Source organism: Prevotella sp. AM23-5 (assembly GCF_003473645.1).
GTDB classification, from domain to species: Bacteria; Bacteroidota; Bacteroidia; order Bacteroidales; family Bacteroidaceae; genus Prevotella; species Prevotella copri_A.
Map to the genome: position 1 here is coordinate 1 of NZ_QUCG01000069.1, position 18,606 is coordinate 18,606.

Here is an 18,606-nt window from a genome sequence, read left to right on the forward strand (position 1 = left end):
TTAAATTATAGTGTTGCGGAATTAAGGGTAACAATAATAAATTTTAAACCTATCAATATGAAGAGATTTATTTCTGCAGTATTACTTTCTGCTGCCGTGGCAATGCCAACAATGGCGCAGAAGCAGAAGACATTGGGTAATGGCTATCCATTCACTCAAGTACCTTTCACCAGTGTGAAGATTTCACAGAATACTTTCTGGGGTGCCCGCCTGAAGGCTGCCCGAGAGGTAACCGTGCCATTGGCTTTCAGCAAGTGCGAGAGCGAGCATCGTTACAAGAACTTCGAGATGGCTGCTTATACCTTGCAGCATCCTAACCACCCGGGCTTGGATACCAAGGAGTGGGATGTAAGCAAGTTCATGGGTTTCTCTTTCGATGATACCGATGTTTATAAGACCATCGAAGGTGCCAGCTACATCCTCCAGACTTATCCGAACAAGAAGTTGAAGGCTTACATCGACAGTGTGCTCGATGTAGTAGCTGCAGCCCAGGAGCCAGATGGCTATCTCTATACAGCCCGTACCATCAACCCAAAGCATCCACACGGATGGTCGGGAAATAAGCGTTGGGTCAAGGACGAGGATGCGAGCCACGAGCTTTACAACCTCGGTCACATGGTAGATGCAGCCTGTGCTCACTATCAGGCTACGGGTAGCACCAAGTTCCTGAACATCGCCAAGCGTTATGCCGATTGCGTGGTAAAGGAAGTGGGACCTAATCCAGAACAGGCTACCATCGTTCCGGGCCATCAGATTGCTGAGATGGCTTTGGCTCGTCTCTATACCTTGACCGGTGAGAAGAAGTATCTGGATGAGGCTAAGTATCTGCTCGATTATCGTGGCAAGACTCATATCCGCAACCCATATTCTCAAAGCCAGGCTCCTATCCTGGAGCAGAAGGAGGCTATAGGTCATGCTGTTCGTGCTGGATATATGTATGCCGGTATAGCAGATGTGGCTGCCCTGACCAAAGATTCTGCCTATATGAAGGTGATCGACCGCATTTTTGAAAACATCGTTGGCAAGAAATACTATCTTACAGGTGGTGTAGGTGCCCGCCATGCTGGTGAGGCATTTGGTGATAACTATGAGTTGCCAAACATGACTGCCTACAACGAGACCTGTGCAGCCATTTCTATGGTTTACCTCTTCGAACGCATGTTCCTGCTTCACGGCGAGAGCAAGTATATCGACTGTTTGGAGCGTAGTCTGTATAATGGTGTCATCTCGGGTATGAGTATGGATGGTGGCAGATTCTTCTATCCAAACCCATTGTCAAGCGATGGCAAGTATAAGTTTAATGCCGATGGCAACACCACCCGCCAGCCTTGGTTTGGATGTGCCTGCTGCCCAAGTAACTTGTGCCGTTTCATCCCTTCTGTTCCTGGCTATCTCTATGGCGTGAAGGACAATAATATCTATGTGAATCTCTTTGCCGGCAATACATCTACCATCAAGGTGAATGGCAAGGATGTAGTTCTGGAGGAGACTACCGAGTATCCTTGGAATGGCGATATCAAGATTGCTGTGAAGAAGAGCGGTGTAAAGAATGCCAACCTCCTGGTCCGTATTCCTGGATGGGTTCGCAATCAGGTGGTGCCTAGCGATCTTTATAAGTATAGCGATGCAGAGAAGCCAGCTTATAGCGTAACCGTAAACGGCAAGGCTGTAGAGGCTGACCTCGATGCCAACAAGGGTTATCTCCCAGTCAAGAACATCAAGAAGGGCGATGTCATCCGTATCCACTTCGATATGCCGGTTCGTACAGTAGTTGCTAATGGCAAGGTAGCAGATGATAAGGGTAAGGTTGCCGTAGAGCGTGGACCATTGGTATATTGCGCTGAGGCTGTGGATAATCAGAACGAGCCAGTGCTCCGTGCCGTTATGGCCAAGAAGCCTGCTTTCTCGCTGGTAGATAACTACGGCATCGAGAACACAGAGACCAAGGGTGCTCCAGCCTTCTCAGTAAAGGCTATCCAGACCTCTTCGCAGGTGCTCGACCAGGCTACTGACGGCACCGTTTCTGTCAAAAATCAGAAACTCACCCTGATTCCTTACTATGCCTGGAATCATCGTGGTGCCAACCAGATGAATGTCTGGTTCTATCAGAACTTGAATGTTTTGGATAAGTAATAAGCAGTTTTATAAAATAAGAAAGCCTGGCAACCGTCATAGCCAGGCTTTCTTGTTAATATAGGTTAATCCCATTAAGAAAAACACTTCTTTTCCGTTTATGTTGTAGTTTTGAACAAATAAAACAAAAGAGAGCAAATGACAGAGAATGAATTCATCCATATCGTTCCGCAGTTGCGGCAGATAGCCTTGCAGTGCAGTCTAGGTTATGGCGTTGGCAGCGAAGAGGCTGAGGACATCGCACAGGATGCGATACTCAAGCTCTGGGCCATCAAGGATGATATTCAGTCTGCTGCTCATGCCAAAGGTTCGATGGGTTGCATCGCCAAGCATCTTTGCTTCGACTTCTTTCGCAAGCGGAAGATGATTTCGATAGATGCCCAGCCTTTCGATAAGTCGCCTAGCCACTATGCGCCGCCCGATGTGGAAGTGGAAAACTCGGAGAACGAGCTGTGGCTGCAAAAACGCCTCAAGGCTCTGCCTTCCAACCAATATCAGGTGCTTTATCTGCGACAGGTAGAGAAGAAAAGCTCTGAGGAAATAGCACAAATCGTGGGCATCACCCCTGAATCTGTATCTGTCTTGCTTTCGAGGGCAAGAAAGCAGATGCTGCAGGAAATCAGAAAAAGATGTCGATAGCCCTTATATATAAATAGGTATAATCAATAAAGGAGGAAAAAATGATATGAACGAAAAAGATATACGTTTGTTGCTCAATCGGTTTATGGCTGGTGAGACTACTCTTGAAGAGGAGGCTCTGCTAGGGGAGTGGTTTCGTCAGCATCCCGATGTGAGCGATGACCTGAAGGAATACCAGCTGATGTTTGGATATTTCGATGAGGGGATGCCCCTCGACTATGAGGCAGAGAATCATGTAGAAGATGCTCATCCGAAGACTAAGGCACGAATGCGTCGCCTATGGTTGCCGATAGGTATGGCTGCATCCATCGCCCTGCTCTTTGTGATTGCCATTCCTCGGATAGGTCAACAGATAGGGCATCAGGCTGATTCGAAGATGGCTCAACTCGATGGAAGAACGACTCATGAGGATGTTGATTCTGCTGTTGTCCACGAGGAGAAATCGACAGATGCCAATCTTTCCATGCCTGAAAAGGTAAAAAAGTCGGGTGATTTCGTATCTCCCCAAACAAGGAAGCACAAGCAGAGGAAATATCGTCAGCATCTGTTTGCTCCTGCTCCTCCAAAGCTTTGGATAGCTCAGAATATTGCTACCGATTCTTTGTTGGCAGAGCCGGAAAAGCTTGCCGATGAGCATCTCTGTGAGATGGAGGCACAGCAGAACGAAATGTTCTTCAAACTCTATCTCGTCGATGCTCTTCAGACCCAGTCGCTCAATGCCGAAATTGCCAGTGCCTCGTTCGAAAGCGAGGAGAATGTGCATGATGAGGACTATGTGAGTGGTGACCAAGAGGTTTATTAACAAGAAACAATTAAAAAGAAGAAGAATATGAAAACAACTTTTAAATTAGCATTTGTGGCTTGCCTGATGATGCTCTCTTCGGCTTGCCATGCCCAGAAGTCTATACCGGCTATCGACCAGGCTTTTGATAAATTCGTTCAGGATTTGTCGCAAGACGACCTCGTTACTTCTTCCACGATGAATACCTATAATATAGGTATGATGAAGGGATTTGAGTTTGCCGTTCCTAGGAAGAAGCAGAAAATGGTGGATACCTTTCATAAGGCTTTGTTGAGTAATAGTCGCCTCGCTTATATCAGTTTTACCAAGAAAGCGGGTTCTGCCAGCATTGAGACGAATCGGGTGGGATATGGCAATAACAATTCCACGACCTACGAGTTTGGTACTCACAAGGATCGCAACTATAACCTGCAGTATATCCGTAACTGCAAGGATTCTACCATGCGTTATGTTTATGCCTTGGTATGGTATCCGGGAAAGGATGATATGGTATTGGGCAGTGTCTATAAGTTCTACTCCAAGGATCCGCAAGCTTATAAGGTGTCATTATCTTATAAGATGAATGCTGTTCAAGGTTTGGATTCTCTTGTTTCCCTAGGCAGCATCAGGTATAACAGGAATCTGGCTCGCAGTTATGACTTGGAGATGACTCCGCCAAAGGATGCGGCAGAGTTTATGGTGCAACTCAACACGCTCCGTGCTGCCTTTAAGAATGCCAATGACCAATACCCTTATTTGGGAGATCAGGTAACTCGACGTACCCTCCAGACGGGTGTAGCCAACAAGATTGTCAAGCTCTGTAAGGGCTATGGCAAGTTGCTGAATGCCGATGAGAAGAAATTCTGCGCCACTTCGCTGAATAAGATGAAGAAGGATACAGACGATGAATATCTGCAGAGCCTTCTGGAACTGACTGCTAATTCTTTGAGGAAGTAGTAAGTTCTGGAGATATACACTGAGGAAAATGTGAAACTCTCTCTCGTAAAATACCGCTTTAAAGCGATATTTTCTCTAAGATTATCTTTTTCTAGACTTCGGTCTTGTTATAATTTCGTAACTTTGTACGCAAAAAGTAAACGATATGACTAAGAAATTGATAATGATATTAGGCTTGGTGCTTTCATCCATACTGATGAAAGCCCAGGCTTTTTTTGTGCCTTTCCCGAAGGCTGGCGACAAGTATTGGCAGAAGTGAAATACCGGTTCGTGGAAACGAGGTAAGAATAAAGCCTTCTATCGTCAGATTGCCGTTGCAATCGATGATAGAAGGCTTCTTATTTAATAACTAAAAACTAATCCCATCCAGGATTCTGCTTCAAGGCACCCTGTGACAAGTCGATTTCCTTCAGAGGAATAGCCCACAGGTAATCGCGGTTAGGATTGAACTTGCGAGTCTCTATCAGAATTTTCTTTCCGTCAGGATCGATGCCATATACAGGCTTGGTAACATCCTTCTCCGTAGTTCTGTAGCTGCGGGTATCGAAGAGATGGATTCCCTCGAATGCCAGTTCCAGACGGCGCTCCAGGCGGATGGCATCGCGCATCTGATCCTTGCTGAGACCCTCTTCCAAGCCAGGAAGGTTCACACGCTTGCGAATCTGGTTCACTGCATTATAAACCTTGGCATCTGGAGCAGAAAGGTTCTCATTGCGAGCCTCGGCATAAGTGAGAAGCACCTCAGCATAGCGGATGTAGATGAAGTTGGTCCAGTCGTAATTCTGGATTCCATAGTTGTCTGGATTGATGTACTTGCGCATGCAGTATCCGGTACGGGTATGGCTGCCGTCACCCATATACTTATTGTTAAAGGTCATCGGACCGCAGGTGGTTCCTGGCCAGAAGATAGAGTAAGCCAATCGTGGATCGCGGTTCTCGAATGGCTTGGCTGGGTTGTAGAGTGGAGACTCTGCGATAGACTTGCCATCGGTACATGGATAAGCATCCACCATATCCTGTGTAGGTGACAATGCCTCCCAACCACCAAAGTCGCAAGGTGAGAAGAACAGACCAATCACGCTACCCTCGTTGCCATTCTTAGGATTCTCGACATACTCGCGGTCGAAGAGAATCTCGTTGCAGGTTTCTGCTACAGGCTGGAACAGGTCGCCGTAGTTAGGGTACAGACCAAACTTGCCGGTCTGCATCACCTGCTCAGCTGCAGATTCAGCCACATCGTACTTGTGGTTGTAGAAAGCCATACGGGCCTTCAGGGCGTAGCAAGCACCGACACTAGCCTTACCATGGTCGGCAGCAGTACGGATTTCTGGCAGATTAGGAGCCGCCTTATCCAGCAGCTTCACCACGTAATCGTAGGTCTCATCTGCAGAACTGCGGGCTGGCAACTTTTCATTCAACTGCAATGGATGATCCAGGATAGGCACGCCACCCATATACTTCCACAGGTTGTGGTAAGCGAAAGCCTCAAGGAACTGCACCTCGGCAGTAAGCTGCGCCTTTGCCTTCTCGTTCATGGAAACTTCTCCGATGTGCTCGTAGAAAATCTGGCAGCGGCGGATGGTCTCGTAAGCTGCCTGCCAGAGCTGCAGGAAGTGAGGGTTGCTCGATACGGCTGTACCAGCTGACAAGACTCCCTGCTCAGCACCTACGTGAACCGGGATGGCATTGTCTGTATAGCAGTCGGTCATGATAGTATGGTTCTCCGGTTCTATCAGATAGAGGTAGATACCTGTTGCATATTTGGTTGCATCATCCGCAGTCTTCCAGAAAGATACGTCAGACAGCTGGTCTTTTGGGTTTCTCTCCAGGAAGCTATCGTTGCAAGAACTCAATCCCAGACCGCAGGCAAGGATCAGTCCACTCAAAAAATGATATTTCATTTTCATAATCTACTCGTTTTTAAAAGGTTACATTAACTCCGAATGAATAATTTCTTGTAAGAGGATAGTAGTTACCTGATACTGCCTCTGGATCTACGCCGTCGAAGCTGGTGATGGTAAACAGGTTGTCGATACTACTGTATATTCTCAATCGGCTAATGCCATATTTAGATGTCAGCTGCTTAGGAAGGGTATAACCCACCTGCAGGTTTCTCAACTTGGCATAAGATGCATCCTGAACCCAGAAGCTGGAAGTTACTCGGTTCTGAGAATCCTTCATAGACAAGCGTGGGTAAGAGGCATTCGGATTAGGATTGCTCTCGGTCCAGCGGTCCATGTGAATCTCGTTCACCTTACCGCCATTGTAGAATGCATATCTGATTTCTGCCACTGGCATACCCTTTACGTCAGCTGCACCCTGGAGTAAGGCACTCATATCGAAGTCCTTGTACTGAACAGAGAAGTTCAGACCGAAGTTGATCTTTGGGAAGTAAGAACCCAATACCTTACGGTCGCGGCTATCTACTGTGCCGGAACCATCCAGGTCGCGATACTTCAAATCACCTGGCTTTGGAGTACCGGTAGCCTGAGGTACATGAGCCTTTACGTCGGCTTCATCCTTGAAGATGCCATCGCATACGTAGCCATAGTAAGCCCACAATGGGTCGCCTACCGACTGTCCTGGAGTGTCACCACCCTTCAGGTCGAGAATCTTGGTAGATACACGGCTGAAGTTAGCGCCTACATTGTAGGTCCAGTCGCCGATGCGGTTGTTATGACCTACCTGCACCTCGAAACCGGAGTTGCGAACCTTTCCGGCATTCTGCATAGGAGCGCCTACACCCAAGGTATAAGGGATAGGAAGCTTCAGGAGAATGTCGCGGGTTTCCTTATGGAAATAGTCGAAGCCGAAGGTGAGCTTATTGCCCAGGAAGGTGGCATCGATACCGATGTCATACTGGCTGGTCTTCTCCCAGGTCAGGTCTCGGTTGGCCATGGTGCTGGCGATGGAGATACCTGGATACAGGGTGTTGCCGAAGCTGTAGTCGTAGCCATACTCGTAGGTGGTCTGGTAAGGATAGTTAGAGCTTACGGTGTCCTGGTTACCCAGGAGACCCCATGAACCGCGGAGTTTCAGGTTATCTACCCAAGAAACATTAAACCAGGATTCCTCTGAGATTCTCCATCCTACAGAGAATGATGGGAAGGCACCGAAGCGCTTGTTCTTAGGGAAACGGGATGTTCCGTCATAGCGCAGGTTTGCCTCGAACAGGTAACGGTCATCGTATGAATAGTTCAAACGGCCGAATACGGAACGCAGAGAGTATTCTGTCTCTGTACCGTAAGTGGTCTGAGTGGTCACCTCACCGGCATTGATCTGGTCGAGTGTATTTGAGTTAGGCAGGTTCTTTCGTGAAGCCTGCAGGTAGCGCATCTGGTTGTAAATCTGAGAGTAACCCAGCAATGCGCCTACGGTATGCTTACCGAAGGTCTTGTTGTAGTCCAGGTATGCCTGGAGGTTCAGTTCCACCTTCTTGGCGTCATACTCTGTCAGCTGGTTCTGGGTAGTCTTGACAGGAGTATCTGAATCTGCTGTGTAGAAACTCTGGGTATATAAATGGGTAGGATTGTCCAGGAGGTTGAATGTGGTGGCAGCAATACCACGCAACTTCAAGCCGTCGATGATGTCGAGATCCATTCCCAGGCTACCCTGGAAGTTGTTGTTGATCTGCTTGCTGGTTCCGCCGTTTCGGGCAGAAGCCACAGAGTTATGCTCGTTCTTGAACAGGGCATAGTTGCCGTTCTTGAACTGGATAGGAGTAACCGGAGTCTCGCGGAATGCGTAGTGCATCAGGTTGTCGATGCCTTCTGCTGGAGCAGTCATCACGCTGCGATATACTGCCATGTTGGTAGTAACCTTCAGGCGCTTGTTGATGTAAGCCTCCAGGTTGGCACGTACATTGAACTTGTTGTAGTTGGTATTCTCTATCAAACCGTCCTTGTCGTGGTAGTTGAAAGCCAGAGAGTAGGTAATCTTGTCGCTACCGCCCTTGATGCTCAGGTGATGGTTGTGGAAGAGTCCGTTCTCGCTCAGTAAGGTACCCAACCAGTCGGAGTTGGCATAATGATCCGGGTCAGAACCATCCTTGAATTTCTTCAGGGCATCCTGACTGTAAGGCTCGTTCAATCCGTCGTTTCTGTATGCTTCATTCATCAGGGTTGCATAGTCGTATGAATCAAGGAACTTAGGCATTCGGGTTGCACTCTGCCAACCTACGTATCCGTCGTAGGAAACGATGGCGCGGCCACGTGAACCCTTCTTGGTGGTAATCAGAATCACACCATTTGCCGCACGCACACCATAGATGGCAGAAGCCGCAGCATCCTTCAGGATAGAGATGTTCTCGATATCGTTAGGATCCACGCTGCTCATGGTAGATTCCACACCGTCGATGACAACCATTGCACTGGCGTTACCCATGGTTCCGAGACCACGGACACGCAGCAGACCGCTGTCAGCACCCGGCTGACCGCTGTTCTGGATAACGGTTACACCCGGCATCTGACCAGCCAGCATGTTGGTTACGTTGGCGCTGGTACGGTTGACCAGCTTATCTGATGAAATGGTGGCAATGGCACCTGTGAGGTTTACTTTCTTCTGGGTACCATAACCTACAACTACGATTTCTTCGATAGCTTCGGTATCTTCCTTCAATTCGATGTTGTACTCATTAGTAGAGCCTACGGTTACGAGGATATCTTTGAAACCGATATAGGAAATTTTGAGTTTTACACCCGGACGTGCATTCAGAGTGAAATGACCGTCCAAATCGGTGATGGCAGCATTGGTTGTACCCACTTCGAGCACGGTTGCACCAATTACAGGCGCACCATGGCTATCGGTTATGGTACCCGAAATCTGCTTGCCTTTCTGCTGGGTAGCCAGTTCAGTTGCAGTAGATGCATTTGAAGGCATAGGAAAAGCGATTCCACCCAAAAAGAACATACACGCACACAGAGAATAGCTTCTGAGAAGCCTTAAATTCTCCTTCTGTTTTTTCTTCTCGTTCTTCATATCATAAAGTTTAGAGATTTTAGAGCCCCTTTTTATTAGGACTGCAAAATTGTTATATTATTGATAGGTAAAATTTGAACCAGTGAGGGCTGATCATACCAAGTCGTTTAGAGATGTAGGTCTGTCCTTCGTGGTTTTTAATTTTGTTTAAGTGGGGGCAAATATACACAAAACTTTCGTTCTTTTCGCATATTTTTGTAGAAAAAGTCTTTGAATAGGCTATATTTAACGTTTGGTAACATTGAAGTGTCAAGGAAACCCACTTCTGGCAGATAAGCTTGCAGCTATTATCCGTAAAATGAATAAACTATTCGTATTTATAGTGTTGTGTGATGATGTCTTGTCGGTGCACAGGATACCTATATATATATAAGGTGGAATCCGAAGCATTTGAGCGACAGTCGTCACCTCTGGGTGCCTATTTCTTGGGAAAATGGTGCTCCAGTGTTGAAAAAATGATAAAAAACACGGTCGCTCTGCTCGTTTCTTAATTATTTTAATTACATTTGCAGCTTGAAATGATAATACTGCAATCATCGTTTAACAGAATTCAACAAACAAACAAAATTGCAACTATCTATGATTCATATATATAAGAGTATCATGATTACCCTTCTTCTGGCTTTGGTTCCGTTCATGGGAATCAGCGCAGCAAAGAAGAAGGCGCAACAGCAGAGCGACCGCCAATATTGGTGCTCGCTTGCCTATAAGATGGCTCAGCCTGTGCTGGAGAATATGGCTAAGGGAGAGCTGCAGAAGAACATGCTATCGGTTTCTGCGGAAACAGCCGTTCAGGAAGACGGCAAGGTGGGCTATGTTCAGCCAATCGGCGAAAGAGCCATCCCGGGACAGACCGTAGATGCCAATTCCCAGGCAAACTTCGGTGTGGGAGCGATGCTTCTCACTGCTTGTGAATATGATAAATATCTAAACACAAAACTATAATAGTAATGAATAAAAGACTGTTCGTAACATTGAGTATGGCAGGATTGGCAATGGTGGCCTTTGGTGCAAGAAAACCGAAGGCTGCCATTAAGTCGTCTGTAAAGACGGTAGCCATCCAGCAGCCAACTTTCACAGAGTGGCACGACCTCCAAGTGAATGAAATCAATCGTTTGCCTCTGCACACAATGCACTTCGCTTACGATCCTAACGACTTCCCTGGAACAGGTGCTGAGTATCTTGACAAGAAGAAGAGTATGAACTACCTGTCGCTTGAGGGCACATGGAAGTTCCACTGGGTAGCCAATGCAGATGAGCGCCCTACGGATTTCTACAAGACTGACCTTGATGACTCAAAATGGAACAACATCCAGATGCCAGGCAACTGGGAGATGTTGGGCTATGGCCAGCCTGAGTATGTAAACGTGGGCTTCGCATGGCGTGGCCACTTCGACCAGCAGCCACCAGCTGTTCCTACCAAGGACAACCACGTAGGTTCCTATCGCCGTGAAATCAATATCCCAGCCAACTGGGATGGCAAGCGCGTCATCGCTCACTTCGGTAGTGTAACATCCAACATCTATCTCTATGTCAACGGAAAGTTTGCCGGTTATGCAGAGGATAGCAAGGTTGCCGCTGAGTTTGATATCACTCCATTCCTGAAGAAGGGCAAGAACCTCATCGCCTTCCAGACATTCCGCTGGTGTGACGGTTCATGGTGTGAGGATCAGGACTTCTGGCGTCTGAGCGGTCCGGCACGTGAGAACTATCTCTATGCCCGCTCTAAGGATCATCGCCTGCTCGATGTGCGTGTAGAGACTGAGCTGAAGAACAACTATAAGGATGGTTTCCTCAACATCACAGCCAAGGTGCAGGGCAATACCCTGGCATACTTCGGTCTTTACGACCCAGATGGCAAGGAGGTAATCGTTACAGGTACCGATAATGTAAGGAATGGTGTGGCTAAGTATCAGCTCCGTGTGAAGAATGTTCGCAAGTGGAGTGCTGAGACACCTAACCTCTATACCCTCGTTGTATCTCCTATCCAGAATGGCGGTATGTACTTGCCATACGAGATTGTACAGGTAAAGGTAGGTTTCCGCAAGGTGGAGATCAAGAACAAGCAGTTCCTGGTCAATGGCCAGCCTGTTCTCCTGAAGGGTGCCAACCGTCATGAGATTGATCCTGATGAGGGCTACAACTTAAGTGAGCAGCGTATGATTCAGGACATCATGATGATGAAGCGCATGAACATCAATGCCGTTCGTACCTGCCACTATCCAGACGATCCTCGCTGGTATGATCTCTGCGACAAGTACGGATTGTATGTTGTGGCTGAGGCTAACCAGGAGAGCCATGGTTTCCAGTATGGCGACGATGCGGCTGCCAAGAAGCCTGAGTTTGCCAAGCAGATCATGGAGCGCAACCAGCACAATGTGTCTATGTTCTACAACCATCCTTCCATCGTAACATGGAGCATGGGTAACGAGACCGTGATGGGCGACAACTTCCTGCAGGCTTACAAGTGGATCAAGAGCCAGGACAAGACCCGCCCTGTTCAGTACGAGCAGGCTCGCCGTGGCGAGGGTACAGATATCTTCTGCCCTATGTACTATCCTGTTGCTGCTTCCGAGAAGTATGCCAAGGATCCAAATAGTCCGATGCCACTCATCCAGTGTGAGTACAACCACACCATGGGTAACTCTGGCGGTAACCTGAGCGATTACTGGGATCTGATCCGCAAGTATCCTATCCTCCAGGGTGGTTTCGACTGGGATTTCGTAGATCAGGCATTGCACCGCAATATCGTGAAGCCTATGAGCATCCTGCCTTACAAGATGAACAATGAGGAGCTTCGCAAGATAGAATATTGCTACGGTGGTGATTACAACAAGTATGATCCTAGCGACAATAACTTCAACTGTAATGGTATCATCGGTCCAGACCGTCAGATGAACCCTCATGCTTACGAGGTGGCTTATCAGTACCAGAACATCTGGGCCAAGATGGTGAATGCCGAGACTGGCGAGGTAAGCGTACACAATGAGAACTTCTTCCGCGACCTGAGCAACTATGCCCTGGCATGGAGCCTCGAAGAGGATGGCGTAGAGACTCAGAATGGTACCATCGCCGACCTTGATGTTCCTGCACAGCAGACCAAGAACTTCACCATCCCTTACGACAAGAGCAAGATCAAGGGCAAGGAGGTATTCCTCAACATCGACTTCCGTCTGAAGGAGGCTGAACCATTGCTCACAGCCGGTCAGGTGATGGCTTATGCCCAGCTGCCGGTAGTTACCAAGCAGGCTTGCTCTGGCGACTGCAGCAAGATGCTGGCTCAGGGACATGGCAAGAAGAAGATGAAGCTTGCTGCCAAGAAGAACAATGTGGTAGCTGTTACCACACCTAACCTCACCTTCAAGATCGACCGTTCTACCGGTCTTATCTCTGAGTATGCTTACAATGGCAAGTCATTGCTCGGCGAGGGTGGTACCCTGAAGCCAAACTTCTGGCGTGCTCCTACCGACAACGATATGGGTGCAGGCCTTCAGAAGAAGTTCCAGGCTTGGAAGAACCCTCAGATGAACCTGAAGAACATCGACGTGAAGAAGGATAAGAAGACCAACTCTGTAACGATCCTCACATCATTCGATATGCCGGAGGTTCAGGGTCAGATGGATATCACCTACGTAGTATTCGCCAATACAGGTGCCGTGAAGGTAACAGAAGACTTCAAGGCTACAGAGGGTGCTAAGGTAAGCGATATGTTCCGTTTCGGTATGTTGATGCAGATGCCATACACCATGGAGAAGAGCAACTACTACGGTCGTGGTCCTATCGAGAACTACTCAGACCGCAAGGACTGCATGCGCATCGGTGTTTACACAGATGATGCCGACAACCAGTACTTCCCATACATCCGTCCACAGGAGAGTGGTACCAAGAGCGATATCCGCTGGTGGAAGCAGACCGATGCTACCGGTATGGGCTTGCAGGTGAAGAGCTGCACTCCATTCTATGCCAGCGCTATCCACTTCGATACCGAGGAGCTCGACGATGGCGACGACAAGGAGCAGCGACACAGCTTCGACCTGAAGAAGTCTAAGTTCACCAACCTCTTCCTCGATTCTGCCCACATGGGTGTAGGCGGCGAGAACTCTTGGGGTGCTTGGCCTTTGGAGAAGTATCGTGTACATTATGGCAACAAGACCTTCACATTTACCCTCATTCCACAGGGTAAATAGTAGAAAAACAGCGATTTGAGCGAAAATCCAATATATTATATCAGAAAATCCACCTCATTTGGGGTGGATTTTTTGTATCTTTGCATCGGCATTCTGATACGTTATGCGTATTATCCATAGGAATATAAACAAACCTACAAAACAACAATAACAGAGCAATATGAGAAAAGCTAAAATTTTCGCAGCAATGCTGATGGCGATGTCTTCGCTCGGAGCTTTCGCACAGCATCAGTTTATGGTTCAGGCAAACAAGCCTGGAGTAGAAATCCAGCCTACCATGTATGGTATCTTCTTCGAGGATATCAACTTCGGTGCCGATGGCGGTCTCTATGCAGAGATGGTGGAAAACCGCTCTTTCGAGTTCCCACAGCGCCTGATGGGATGGAATACATTCGGTAACGTAACCCTCAGCGACGTGAAGCCAGCCTTCGACCGCAACCCTCATTATGTAACTCTCGAGAGTGCCGGTGCGCGTGAGAAGCAGACCGGTTTGGAGAACCGCGGTTTCTTCGGTATGGGCTTGAAGAAGGATATGAAGTACGATTTCACCGTTTATGGCCGTCTTCATCTCATCGATGGCAAGCAGGGCAAGATCCGTGTGGAGCTGGTCAATTCCAAGAATGATGTCATTGCCAAGCAGGTCATCAACATCACCAACAACAAGTGGCAGAAGCTTACAGCTACCCTGACCTCTCCTCAGACCGATGCCAAGGGATTGATGCGTGTATATCTGGAGAAAGGTTCCGAGAGCGTAGATCTCGACCACATCTCTCTCTTCCCAGAAGACAACTGGAATGGTCTCCGTGCCGATCTCGTACAGGATCTTGCCGACCTGAAGCCAGGCATCTTCCGTTTCCCTGGTGGATGTATCGTAGAGGGAACCGACCTTGATACCCGTTATGAGTGGAAGAACTCTGTGGGTGCTCCTGAGAACCGTCCTCTGAACGAGAACCGCTGGAGAGATACCTTCCCACATCGCCTTTTCCCTAACTACTATCAGTCTTTGGGCTTGGGCTTCTACGAGTACTTCCTCCTTTCTGAGAAGATTGGTGCTGAGCCTTTGCCAATTCTCTCTGTAGGTCTGGCTTGCCAGTATCAGAACGATGATAAGGATCCTAATGCGCATGTAGCAGTCAAGGATCTCCAGAGCTATATCGATGATGCACTCGACCTCATCGAGTTTGCCAATGGTCCTGTTACCTCTAAGTGGGGTAAGCTCCGTGCCGATATGGGTCATCCAGCTCCATTCAACCTGAAGCAGATTGGTATCGGTAACGAGCAGTGGGGACCTATGTACCCTGAGCGTCTGCAGAAGTTCATGGAGCAGATTCATGCCAAGTATCCGAAGATCAAGATCTGCGGTTCATCTGGTCCATCTGCTGATGGCAAGGATTTCGACTATGGTTGGGAGCAGATGCGCAAGTTGGGCGTAGATATGGTAGATGAGCATTACTACAAGAGCCCGGAGTGGTTCCGCAGCAATGCCAGCCGTTACGACAAGTACGACCGCAAGGGTCCTAAGGTATTTGCCGGCGAGTATGCAGCCCATGCTGAGCACGATCCTAACTCTTGGGAGGCTGCGCTTTCAGAGGCTGCCTTCATGACAGGTCTCGAGCGCAATGCCGATGTGGTTTATCAGGCTACCTATGCTCCTCTCTTCGCTCACGTTGAGGGATGGCAGTGGCGTCCGGACCTCATCTGGTTTGATAATCTCAGCTCAGTGCGTTCTGCCAACTACTATGTTCAGCAGCTCTACGGCGAGAACAAGGGTACCAATGTCTTGAAGCTTACCGAGAACGGCAAGGCTGTAGCAGGCGAGAATGGTCTCTATGCCACCGCTTGTTTCGACAAGGCTACCAAGAGCTACATCGTGAAGATTGCCAATACCTCTAACGAGGAGAAGGAAATCAACGTCACCTTCAATGGCATCAAGAAGTTGAACCCTGGCAAGATGACTGTTCTTCATGCTGATGATATCCAGGCAGAGAACAAGATTGACAACAAGAACGTGGTTGTTCCTGTTGTATCTGATGCTCAGGCTAACGGCAACGTCTTGAATGTGAAGATGAAGGCGAACAGCTTTGTAGTATATAGATTTTAAGTTTTAGTTTAAAAGTTTATGTAGTGTATAACCATTTAAGGTAGAAAAATGGCGAATCCCTTGCAGCAGCAATGTTGCAAGGGATTTTTTTGTATCCGATGTTCACCGTGTGGGCAATGCGTGTTCGTCACTTGTCCATTTTCTGCAAATAATTAACGGATTGTTCTCTTAAAATATCTAATAGTTTCCTTTATTTCATTCTTTTTTATTAATTTTGTGAACGAAAATAATAAAAAATATATGATAAAGGTCAAATTATATATATTGAGTGTTTTGTTGCTGCTGGTTTCATGTACTGGAAATAAAGTCATAGATGAGCAGATAACTAGAGCAGATAGTCTGATGGAAACCAATTCAGATTCTGCTTTAGTAGCTTTAGGCATGCTTGATAGCCTAAGAAAGAACAATCCCAAGATGAGTAAAGCTCAACAGATGCGTTTTGATGTTTGCATGTTCTGATAGGAGAATGCAAGAAATAGAGTTCAATATGTTGGACAACTGCTTTAGATGTATGTTAAATTCAAAATATAAAAAAATATGAGAAAGTTATTTTTGTTATGCTTGATAATGCTTGTATCTGTCACTGCTATGGCGGAAAGCTATTCTGGTAAAATAATTTCTGGCAATAAACTGCAAGGACTGGCTGATGCAACAATTCAGCTTTTCAATAACAATGTGTTTGTTGGTGGATGCAAGTCTAAAACTGATGGCTCCTTTAGTGTGAATACTTCCCAAAAGGCAACAAGAATTTCTGTCAGCTATGTGGGACTTGAGTCTTATACCAGAAAGGATAGTCTCGGACTTCCTGAGAACTTGGGTGTAATTGCATTGTCTACTCATAATGTTGGCTTAAAGGAAGTTACTGTCATGGGAACTTTAAAGCAAGAGACCTATAACAAGGACATTTACCTTATCACCGACTCTATGCGCAAAGGCACGGCAAGCAGCGGACAGCTGTTGGAGAAAATACCAGGCTTTTTGCGTGATTGGGAAAATGACAAGTTGCGTGTGAATGGAGAAGAGGATATTGTACTTTTGGTAAATGACGTGGAAAAATCCTCAGATTATGCTATGCGCATAAATCCTAAGCGTGTCAAAAAAGTGGAAATCACTTACAATCCTACAGGAAAGTATGAGGGAAGGAGAATGTTGCTGAACTTATCCTTGTTTGATGATTATATTGGCTGGGATTTTGTGCCTTATACGAATTTGCAATATGGCAAAAACAATATGAATCAGGAAACCATAGGGGGATCTTATACATATAGTGTGAATAAATTGTCATTTAATATAACTTCGGCTTTTTCGAATGTTGTCAATAAGGAAAGTGATTCCTTCACTCGTATGTATGCGGATAATTATGAGAGAAGTTCTCAAGAATTCGATTCTGATATGCCAAATAAAATCGGCAAAAAACTGGGGTATGACATATCTCTTGGAGCAGAATATCAATTGGCTAAGGGGCATAGTCTTTCTTTTCAGACCAAAGGAACTTTTAATCAGTCCTTGGATTCTACCATGTACTTTATTACGGAGAAGGACAATGGGAGTGTGTCTCAATATGAACAATTGAACAGAGATAAATATTATTCCAACGACTATAATGTGGGATTGTTCTACCGTGGAAGTTTTGGAAAATTATATGTCAGCAGTGATTTGACTTACGACTATTATAATGTTAGGGAGAAAAGAACTTATTGGAGTAATTCCAACTTGAGTGAAACCCCAACGTTGGGTAATAAAAATTATGTGTTTTATGATCTGAGTATAAGTAGACCATTATCCAAACACTTCGATTTTTATGCAGACTATAACTTAGCGTGGAGAAAATATAATGATACGGATAGAAATACAGACGAATTAAAATATTGGTCTAAGAATATTCGCCATTTTATGTTAGCGATGCTTACTTGGCATCCAGTGGGTAGCTTTTATGTTAGCGGTGGTGCTCTTTGGCTTGGTAATTCTGATGATAATAACGTCGGACATATAGCTAACTATTCCTGGAGTCCTATGGGACGTTTGTTCTACAAGCCTTGGCGTATCGTAACTATCAGGAGCAATTTCCACATTTCAGCAATGTATCCTAATTTGGATCAATTAACTGCTACGGAATACCAAATAGATTCAAAGATGATTCATGGTGGAAATCCACTGTTGAAATCTTCAAGATTGATTTACTTGGATGCGACCATGAGTATAGATAAACTGTTTAACATAATATTTGTAAACTTTTATAACAAAGACATGAATGAGTCGCTTTATTATTCATTGTTACCAACAGGTATGGTGAAAGAAAGTTATAAAAATGCAGATTGGCATCGAATGATGTTCATATTGTCAGGGGATTACAAACTTTTCAAAGATTGTAATCTTGGTGTAAACCTTTCTTATTTCCATGATGTTGCATCTGTAGAGGAAGGTATCAAGAGAAAAGGTGATATTTGGAAGATGTATATGCAAGCCAGGTATAAAATTAGCCCTTTGAAATTGAATGTGCAAGCATCTTACGATTTGAATTATGCTACAACCCCTACTTTGCAAGGTAAGTATACGAAGCAGCTTGGATATGCTAAAATAGTATTGAATAGATTGTTTTCAAATGGTAAAATTGAGGGGACTCTGACTGCAACTATGCTAGCCACCATAGGAAAACGCAAGATTGGCTATGACTATCATTTGCCCTATTTTATAAATGTGACAAATTCTTCTAGAAATAGTACTTACGGTCCATACGTGGTATTGGGAGTTAAAATGTTCTTGCATGGCGGTAAGCAAGTGAGAATGAGACAAAATTCTTTCAATCCTTAATTCCGCAACACTATAATTTA

11 protein-coding genes are annotated in these 18,606 nt (G+C 46.2%); 9 read left to right on the plus strand and 2 right to left on the minus strand.

Annotated features, from left to right (window positions below):
* Positions 1–57 precede the first annotated feature (57 nt).
* From DW657_RS13945 to DW657_RS13960, 4 genes are all read left to right on the plus strand, one after another.
* Complete coding sequence (locus DW657_RS13945) at positions 58–2,133, plus strand: glycoside hydrolase family 127 protein (protein WP_118313086.1); 2,076 nt, start codon at positions 58–60, stop codon at positions 2,131–2,133.
* A gap of 138 nt (positions 2,134–2,271) precedes the next feature.
* The gene (locus DW657_RS13950; RefSeq protein ID WP_118313087.1) at positions 2,272–2,772 is read left to right on the plus strand and encodes an RNA polymerase sigma factor; all 501 of its coding nucleotides are present in this window, start codon (positions 2,272–2,274) and stop codon (positions 2,770–2,772) included.
* A gap of 46 nt (positions 2,773–2,818) precedes the next feature.
* A complete protein-coding gene (locus tag DW657_RS13955) occupies positions 2,819–3,574 on the plus strand; it encodes a hypothetical protein (protein ID WP_147381960.1) in 756 nt (251 codons plus the stop codon).
* 27 nt (positions 3,575–3,601) lie between these two features.
* Positions 3,602–4,510 carry a hypothetical protein gene (locus tag DW657_RS13960; protein WP_147381961.1) on the plus strand — a complete coding sequence of 303 codons (909 nt, stop codon included), beginning with the start codon at positions 3,602–3,604 and terminating at the stop codon, positions 4,508–4,510.
* Positions 4,511–4,866: 356 nt separating this feature from the next.
* On the opposite strand, the gene DW657_RS13965 is transcribed toward DW657_RS13960, so the two are convergent.
* The gene (locus DW657_RS13965) at positions 4,867–6,417 is read right to left on the minus strand and encodes a RagB/SusD family nutrient uptake outer membrane protein (protein ID WP_118313090.1); all 1,551 of its coding nucleotides are present in this window, start codon (positions 6,415–6,417) and stop codon (positions 4,867–4,869) included.
* 13 nt (positions 6,418–6,430) lie between these two features.
* Positions 6,431–9,418, minus strand: a complete 2,988-nt coding sequence (locus tag DW657_RS13970; RefSeq protein WP_369973483.1) for a SusC/RagA family TonB-linked outer membrane protein — start codon at positions 9,416–9,418, stop codon at positions 6,431–6,433.
* A 780-nt stretch (positions 9,419–10,198) separates the two neighbouring features.
* On the opposite strand from DW657_RS13970, the gene DW657_RS18705 reads away from it, so the two are divergent.
* From DW657_RS18705 to DW657_RS13995, 5 genes are all read left to right on the plus strand, one after another.
* Positions 10,199–10,432: a glycoside hydrolase family 88 protein gene (locus tag DW657_RS18705; RefSeq protein WP_369973484.1), complete on the plus strand. Its 234-nt coding sequence runs from the start codon at positions 10,199–10,201 to the stop codon at positions 10,430–10,432.
* A 5-nt stretch (positions 10,433–10,437) separates the two neighbouring features.
* Complete coding sequence (locus DW657_RS13980; RefSeq protein ID WP_118313092.1) at positions 10,438–13,674, plus strand: glycoside hydrolase family 2 TIM barrel-domain containing protein; 3,237 nt, start codon at positions 10,438–10,440, stop codon at positions 13,672–13,674.
* Positions 13,675–13,834: 160 nt separating this feature from the next.
* Entirely contained in the window at positions 13,835–15,775 is a 1,941-nt protein-coding gene (locus DW657_RS13985) for an alpha-L-arabinofuranosidase C-terminal domain-containing protein (RefSeq protein ID WP_118313093.1), read from the plus strand.
* A gap of 240 nt (positions 15,776–16,015) precedes the next feature.
* Positions 16,016–16,234, plus strand: coding sequence for a hypothetical protein (locus DW657_RS13990; RefSeq protein ID WP_117663987.1), 219 nt, complete (start codon positions 16,016–16,018; stop codon positions 16,232–16,234).
* Between the two features lie 78 nt (positions 16,235–16,312).
* Positions 16,313–18,586, plus strand: coding sequence for an outer membrane beta-barrel protein (locus DW657_RS13995; protein ID WP_118313095.1), 2,274 nt, complete (start codon positions 16,313–16,315; stop codon positions 18,584–18,586).
* Positions 18,587–18,606: the final 20 nt, after the last annotated feature.

What these genes read in the sequence shown, in the direction of transcription:
- DW657_RS13995 (WP_118313095.1), top strand. Translation starts at nt 16,313, where the DNA reads ATGAGAAAGTTATTTTTGTTATGCTTGATAATGCTTGTATCTGTCACT.
- DW657_RS13945 (WP_118313086.1), top strand. Translation starts at nt 58, where the DNA reads ATGAAGAGATTTATTTCTGCAGTATTACTTTCTGCTGCCGTGGCAATG.
- DW657_RS13970 (WP_369973483.1), bottom strand. Translation starts at nt 9,418, where the DNA reads ATGTTCTTTTTGGGTGGAATCGCTTTTCCTATGCCTTCAAATGCATCT.
- DW657_RS13980 (WP_118313092.1), top strand. Translation starts at nt 10,438, where the DNA reads ATGAATAAAAGACTGTTCGTAACATTGAGTATGGCAGGATTGGCAATG.
- DW657_RS13965 (WP_118313090.1), bottom strand. Translation starts at nt 6,417, where the DNA reads ATGAAAATGAAATATCATTTTTTGAGTGGACTGATCCTTGCCTGCGGT.
- DW657_RS13990 (WP_117663987.1), top strand. Translation starts at nt 16,016, where the DNA reads ATGATAAAGGTCAAATTATATATATTGAGTGTTTTGTTGCTGCTGGTT.
- DW657_RS13955 (WP_147381960.1), top strand. Translation starts at nt 2,819, where the DNA reads ATGAACGAAAAAGATATACGTTTGTTGCTCAATCGGTTTATGGCTGGT.
- DW657_RS18705 (WP_369973484.1), top strand. Translation starts at nt 10,199, where the DNA reads ATGGCTCAGCCTGTGCTGGAGAATATGGCTAAGGGAGAGCTGCAGAAG.
- DW657_RS13985 (WP_118313093.1), top strand. Translation starts at nt 13,835, where the DNA reads ATGAGAAAAGCTAAAATTTTCGCAGCAATGCTGATGGCGATGTCTTCG.
- DW657_RS13950 (WP_118313087.1), top strand. Translation starts at nt 2,272, where the DNA reads ATGACAGAGAATGAATTCATCCATATCGTTCCGCAGTTGCGGCAGATA.
- DW657_RS13960 (WP_147381961.1), top strand. Translation starts at nt 3,602, where the DNA reads ATGAAAACAACTTTTAAATTAGCATTTGTGGCTTGCCTGATGATGCTC.